Source organism: Mycobacterium sp. E1386, assembly GCF_001672745.1.
Classification (GTDB): domain Bacteria; phylum Actinomycetota; class Actinomycetes; order Mycobacteriales; family Mycobacteriaceae; genus Mycobacterium.
The window spans coordinates 1-527 of the sequence record NZ_LZKH01000022.1 but is presented as its reverse complement, the minus strand read 5'-3'; the positions used below and the strand labels follow the sequence as shown (position 1 = coordinate 527).

Sequence of the window (527 nt, the reverse complement as noted above, 5' to 3'; positions counted from 1 at the left end):
GTCAGCCGGCTGTCCATGAAGCTGCCCAACCGTTTCGGCGCGTCCAGGAAGTCCAGCGCGTTGCGCGACGGCGGGGTGTCCACCACCACCAGGTCCCAACGATCCTCGGCCAGTAGCTGGCCCAGCTTCTCCATCGCCATGTATTCCTGCGTGCCGGCCAGCGAGCTGGCGACCGTCTGATAGAACTGGTTGTCCAGAATCGCTTGCGCCCGGCCGTTTCCGGAGTACTGGACCACCATTTCGTCGAACGTGCGGCGCATGTCGAGCATCATCGCGTGCAACTCGCCGCGAACCTCGGGCGCCAGGGGCACCCGCTGCGGGGTGTTGCCGAGGTCGTTCACCCCCAGTGCCTGGGCCAGCCGCTTGGCCGGGTCGATCGTCAAAACGCATACGTTGCGGCCGTATTCGGCAGCGCGCAACGCCATCGCGGCCGCGGTGGTGGTCTTGCCTACCCCGCCGTCGCGCAACGCGCTGGACTTCCTGGACGCGCCGAAACGGTTGGGCAGCTTCATGGACAGCCGGCTGTG

1 pseudogene is annotated in these 527 nt (G+C 66.8%); it reads right to left on the bottom strand.

Features of this window, described 5'->3' with window-relative positions:
• Positions 1-458: pseudogene (locus A5709_RS02505) on the bottom strand (ArsA family ATPase); the annotation flags it as partial.
• Between the last annotated feature and the right edge of the window lie 69 nt (positions 459-527).